The sequence below is a fragment of the Streptomyces sp. URMC 129 genome, assembly GCF_051386415.1.
Lineage (GTDB): Bacteria > Actinomycetota > Actinomycetes > Streptomycetales > Streptomycetaceae > Streptomyces.
The window spans coordinates 1-5,473 of record NZ_JBPQTQ010000213.1 but is presented as its reverse complement, the minus strand read 5'-3'; the positions used below and the strand labels follow the sequence as shown (position 1 = coordinate 5,473).

The 5,473-nt window shown below is 74.6% G+C and carries 5 protein-coding genes; 1 reads left to right on the top strand and 4 read right to left on the bottom strand.

The window, feature by feature from the left end; genetic code table 11:
• Nucleotides 1-54: 54 nt before the first annotated feature.
• From ACSNOC_RS26830 to ACSNOC_RS26815, 4 genes are all read right to left on the bottom strand, one after another.
• On the bottom strand, nt 55-192 hold the full coding sequence (locus tag ACSNOC_RS26830) for a SapB/AmfS family lanthipeptide (protein WP_436750165.1): 138 nt from the start codon (nt 190-192) through the stop codon (nt 55-57).
• 93 nt (nt 193-285) lie between these two features.
• Nucleotides 286-2,895 (bottom strand): class III lanthionine synthetase LanKC, encoded by a 2,610-nt coding sequence (gene lanKC / locus ACSNOC_RS26825; RefSeq protein ID WP_436750164.1) that lies wholly within the window; start codon nt 2,893-2,895, stop codon nt 286-288.
• A 111-nt stretch (nt 2,896-3,006) separates the two neighbouring features.
• Complete coding sequence (locus ACSNOC_RS26820) at nt 3,007-3,846, bottom strand: SAM-dependent methyltransferase (RefSeq protein ID WP_436750166.1); 840 nt, start codon at nt 3,844-3,846, stop codon at nt 3,007-3,009.
• A gap of 81 nt (nt 3,847-3,927) precedes the next feature.
• A complete protein-coding gene (locus tag ACSNOC_RS26815) occupies nt 3,928-5,088 on the bottom strand; it encodes an ROK family transcriptional regulator (RefSeq protein WP_436750163.1) in 1,161 nt (386 codons plus the stop codon).
• 193 nt (nt 5,089-5,281) lie between these two features.
• Between ACSNOC_RS26815 and ACSNOC_RS26810 the strand changes: the two genes are divergently transcribed.
• Nucleotides 5,282-5,473, top strand: a 192-nt coding sequence (locus ACSNOC_RS26810; protein ID WP_436750162.1) for an alpha-amylase family glycosyl hydrolase, incomplete at its 3' end; no start/stop codon positions are given.

Genomic DNA, 5,473 nt, shown 5'->3' with positions numbered 1-5,473 from the left:
GGACGGCCCCGCGCGAAGTGCCGCGCGGGGCCGCCGCTGTCCGGCCGGAACAGCTCAGAGGCAGAGCAGGAAGCTGTTCGAGCTGTGCTTGTCGCAGGCGAGGAGGCTCAGGCTGCTCTGGTCGCCACCGCCGCCACCGCCGCCGGTGGTCGCGGCCTCGGGCTCCATCGTCTGCAGGTCGAGCAGGGACATGGGGCATTTCCTTTCGTCGGTAACCAGTGGCTCCTCCGCCGCGGGGCGGCGGGGGCGCCTCTTTGGTGCGGCCCTCCGTCGGAGGGCCGGTCCTTAGGGCCGCCCCGGGGGCGGCAGGAAGGGGAGCCGGGGGCCTGGCCCGCCGCCTCCCGCGGTGCGGTGCCGGGCCGCGCCCAGCGCCAGCAGGCAGCCGGCGGTGCCGGTCGCCAGGTCCATGGACAGGCGCATCATCTGCTCGCCGGGGAAGGCGAGTTCGCCCTCGTAGTCCATGGCGTACCAGTCCATGGCGTCGCGCTGGGCGATCAGCGCGGCCGGGTCCGCGGCGGCCGGGGTGGCGGTGCGGGCCAGGTGCCAGACCATGCCCGCCCGGCCCCGGAACAGGCCCGGCTGCGCGTAGTAGCGCAGCATCGCGCCGGGCAGGATCTCCGCCCGCGCCCGCTCGAACGAGGCGTCGGCGGCGTGGGCGAGGTAGTCGTCGAGGACGGCGGCGATGCCCGCGCTGCCCTCACCGAGGTACGGCAGGATGCGGTCCCCCTCGTCGACCACAAGCGTGCCGCGGCTGTCGTGGACGCAGTGGTGGTCCAGGTCGCGCCGCAGGGCGGTGGCGGCCAGGTCCAGCAGGGCCCGGTCGCCGGTCCGTTCGTAGCGCCGCAGGAAGAGCAGGGCGGGTCCCGACGCGCCGTGGAGCAGCCCGGCGCGCCTGCGCCCGCGCGGCGCGGGCGGCCCGGTGAGGGACGCGGCGGCCAGCTCGGTGGCGCGGGCGGCCCGCGCGGCCAGCGCGTCGTCGCCGGTGGCGGCGGCCAGGTCGTCCAGGACGAGGCCGACCCCGGCCAGGCCGCCGTGGAGGTCGGCGGGCAGGCGCTCCCAGCGTTCCGCGAGCGCGAGGGCGGCCAGGTCGAGGGCGGGCTGGGTGTGGCCGAGCCGGTGGAGGGCGTGGACGACGCCGAACAGCCCGTCGTAGAGGCCGAGCCGGCAGCCCTCGGGCGGGGCGGCGGCGTGCCGCAGCAGCCAGCGCTCGCCCTCCTCGTACCGTGCGGCGCCGGTCTCGGCGAGGGCGTAGAGCACACCGGCCGCGCCGTGGGCCAGGCCGAGGCCGCCGCCCGTGGCGAACTGGGCGATGTCGCCGGGGAAGAGGCGGTCATCGCGCTCGGGCGTGGCCGAGGCGAGGATCGCGCGGACCATGGAGGCGCGGCAGCGCTCCCAGTCGCCGGACGGCAGCGGCACCACCGGCGGCGCGGTCACCCGGGGGGCGGGCGCCGGGGAAGGGCGGCGGCCCTCGATCTCCGCGACGGCCTCGTCGAGGAACCCCTCGGGCAGGTCGGGGAACTGGCGGGCGGCGACCTGCGCCAGGTGCGCGGCCTTGCCCGCGTCGACCGCGAACAGCGAGGTCATCGGCAGGAACAGGGCCAGCCGCAGACAGGCCAGCGCGTAGCGGTCGACGGCGTGGCCGGTCCGGTCGCGGGGGGCCATGAATCCGGGGTGGGCGACGATCTGCCGTCCGTTGTCGGCGGCCGGGGCGGCGGCCTCGAAGTCCAGCAGCGACACGGACTCGCCGTCCGGCGCGACCATCACGTTGAACATGTGGAGGTCGTTGAAGACGAGCCCGCGCTCGTGCAGGGCGGCCACGGCCCGCTCCACGCCCGCGAGGACCGTCAGCGCCCACCGGGTGTACCCGGCCAGGGCGGCGGGGTCGGGGTCGACGGTGAGCAGCGGATGGCGTTCGGCGAAGAAGGAGTTGAGGGTGCGGCCCGGCAGGAAGTCCATCACCAGGAAGCGGTGGTCGCCCAGGGTGAACCAGTCGCGCACGCCGGGCGCCACGGACAGGCCGGCCAGCCGTTCCAGGGCGGCCTTCTCCCGCTCCAGCCGTGTGACGGCGTCGGCGCCGTCGGCCGCCAGGCCCGCGTACGGGCGTGCCTCCTTCAGCACCACCTGCTCGCCGTCGCGCAGGTCGGTGCCGCGGTAGACGCCGCCGCCGTTGGAGAAGTGCAGGGCGGCGTCGATGCGGTAGGGCAGGTCGCGGACGGTGACGCCGTTGCGGGCGGCGAGGTGCGGTTCGAGGAAGGCGGGCAGGGTGACCCACTCGGGCACGCCGAAGGTGGGTGTCCTGCGGTCCGGGACGAGCCGGCCCTCGGCGTTCTCGATGGCGGGCACCAGGGTGCCGGAGCCGTTGTCGCAGTAGCGCGGGGCGAACGCGCCGTACCGGACGTACAGCGGGCCCTCGTGCCAGCGCAGGTCGGTCAGGATGTACGGCCCCGGCTCGCCGTCGAGCAGCTCGCCCAGCTCGGTGAGGACGGTGTGCGTCTGCTCCTCGTCCGCCGGGTAGATCGTCGCGAACTTGCCGCTGCTGTCCCGCCCGGCGTATTTCGAGTTGCGCAGGAAGAGCTGCGGCCGGCTGGGCACGAATTTGAAGGGAATACGGCGGGGCACGCAGTATTCCCAGATTTTCGCGGCCGTCTTGTCCGCGTTGGCCAGAGCGGCGGAGGCGTGAATCTTCCAGCCCTGGAGGGGCATTTCACCGGACGGCGGCTGCATGTGCAGCCAGTCGCCGACTCTTTGGGTGGACCAGCCCTCGGGCACCGGGCGCCGCGCGGTCTCGAAGAGTTCCGGCGCGTCGCCCCGGCCGGTGCCCTGTCCGGCCACCCGGTCCGGGGTTTCGTAGAAATACTTGTCCACCAGGCAGAAAACCTCGTACCGCTTGTCCATCGCCCTCCTTCGGCACGTGAACAAGAGGTTTTCACGCCGCCCGGCCGACCGGACAGTCACTCATGTCATGAGACGGCCGTGCGGAACGCACATGTCGCGACAGTCGCGTTGTCACGCACCGCGGTCGGCGACGGGTTTACGGCCGACCCCGCACAATTCCTCGGCTCCGTGGGAGGAGCCCAGGCCGGACACCTCGGGGCGCCACTGCGGCACGGGCACCACGCCCGGCTCGACCAGTGCGAGGCCGTCGAAGAACCCGGCGATCTCCTCGGGCTTGCGCAGGATGTACGGCACCGCGCCGCCCTCGTTGTAGCGGCGCTGGGCCTCCGCGAAGGCCGTGTCGCTGTCGCTGCTGTCCGCGAGGGCGAGGTAACTGCCGGGCGGCAGGCCGTCCATGAGCCGCCGCACGATCGCGTACGCCTCCTGGGTGTCGGTGATGTGGCCGAGCACGCCCATCAGCGTCAGCGCGACGGGACGGCCGAAGTCCAGGGTGCGGGCCGCCTCCTGGAGGATGGTGTCCGGCTCGCGGAGGTCGGCGTGCACGTAACTGGTCGCGCCCTCGGGCGAGCTGGTGAGCAGGGCGTGGGCGTGGGCCAGCACCAGCGGGTCGTTGTCCACGTAGACGACGCGGGCCTCGGGGGCCACCCGCTGGGCGACCTCGTGGGTGTTGTCGACGGTCGGCAGGCCGGTGCCGACGTCGAGGAACTGGCGGATCCCCGCCTCGCCGGCGAGGAAGCGCACCGCGCGGGCCAGGAAGTACCGCTGGGCACGGGCGAGATCCACGATGCCGGGGAAGACCTTGCGGTACTCGTCGCCCGCCGCCCGGTCCACGGCGTAGTTGTCCTTGCCGCCGAGCCAGTAGTTCCAGATCCGCGCCGAGTGCGGCACCGACTTGTCGATGCCCGACGTCACGTCACGTTCCTCTGCCACAGGGTCAACTCCCGCGCACATCATCGTGGTTCACCGGTCTCTCCGGCGGGCTACGAGAGAACCACAGGCCGGGCGGTGCGGCAACGCCGGGCGCGTCCCAGGTCAGGACGGGTGGCCGAGCACGTGGCGCTGGATGGCGCCGGCCGCCGCGCCACGGGCCCAGGCGGCGGCGTCGACGGGCCGGATCACCAGCTCGACCCGGGCGGCCAGGGGGTCACGGTCCGCGCGCAGGGCGTCGTCCACGGCGGCGCGGGCGGCACCGGCCAGGCCGACACCCTCCCCGGTGAGGACGACGGTGGTGGCCAGGGTGAGGTTGGCGACGGCGGCGATCAGCCGCCCCAGGGCCCGCGCGGCGGCGGTGACCAGCGGCAGGGCCACCGGGTTGCCGTCCTCGGCCAGGCTCAGCAGTTCGGTGTACTCCACGGGGCGGCGCAGCGCGGTCGCGGCGGCGGCGCACAGCGCGGGGACGGACAGCATCGCGGTGGCGCAGCCCTGGTGGCCCCGCGGGCAGGGCGGGCCGAAGGGGTCCAGCGGGAGGTGCGCGGCGGGGCCCAGCCCGGCGTCCGGCCCGTCGACCACGCGGTCGTGGACGACCAGGCCGTAGCCGACGTCGACGCCGGTGGTCAGGACGGCGAACCGGTCCCGGCCCCGGCCCGCGCCGAACCAGTGCTCCGCGCGGGTGAGGGCCAGCAGGTCGTTGTCCACGAGGACCGGCAGCCCGAGGGCGTCGGAGAGCAGCCGGGCGAGCGGCACCCCGGCCGTCCAGCCGAGGGAGGGGGCGCGGGTGACGACGGCGTGGTCCCGCACCTGGCCGCCGAGGCTGACCCCGGCGGCGGTGATGCCGGGGGTGGCCGCCGCCAGCTGGTCCGCGAGCCCGCGGACGGTGGCCACCACGGCCGCCGGTTCCGGCGCGGGCCCCGGCAGCGCGGACCGGCCGGAGGCGATCACTCCGGCCCGCAGGTCGGTGACGACGGCGTGCGCCTCCTCGCCCGTGAGCCGCACCCCCAGGAAGCGGTGCGCGTCCGGCACCACGTCGAGCGGCCGGGTCGGTCGCCCGGTGCGCGGCTCGCGGCTCGGGCCCGTCTCCGTGAGCAGTCCGCTCTCCAGCAGCGGGCGGGCCAGCCGGGTGAGGCTGGCGGCGGACAGGCCCAGCCGCCGCGCCAGTTCCCCGCGGGGGAGCGGGCCGCGCAGCAGCACCTCCAGCGCGACGGCGCGCGCGGGGCCGGACAACGGTGTCCGGGGCGGCAGCGGTAATGAGGTCATGAAGCGTCATCCTGCCACGCCCAGAGTTGCCGTAGGGAAATCATGCTTTCGTATCAGCCGCACCCGAGGGCGTGCACACGGGAACGACGACGCGGATTCGGGACGAGTTGACGCGGCGAAAGGACGGTCCGGAGAATGACCGGGCGCCCGGTTTCTCGCGCGCGTGATCCTCCCAGCGAGATGAGGTCCCGCCATGTCTTCCGCCATCGCAGCCTCCGGCAACGCGACCGCCGTCGAGCCGTGGTGGAAGTCCGCCGTCATTTATCACATTTATCCGCGCAGTTTCGCGGACTCGAACGGGGACGGGATCGGGGATCTCCGGGGGATCACGGGCCGGCTGGACTATCTGGCCGAGCTGGGGGTGGACGCGCTGTGGCTGTCGCCG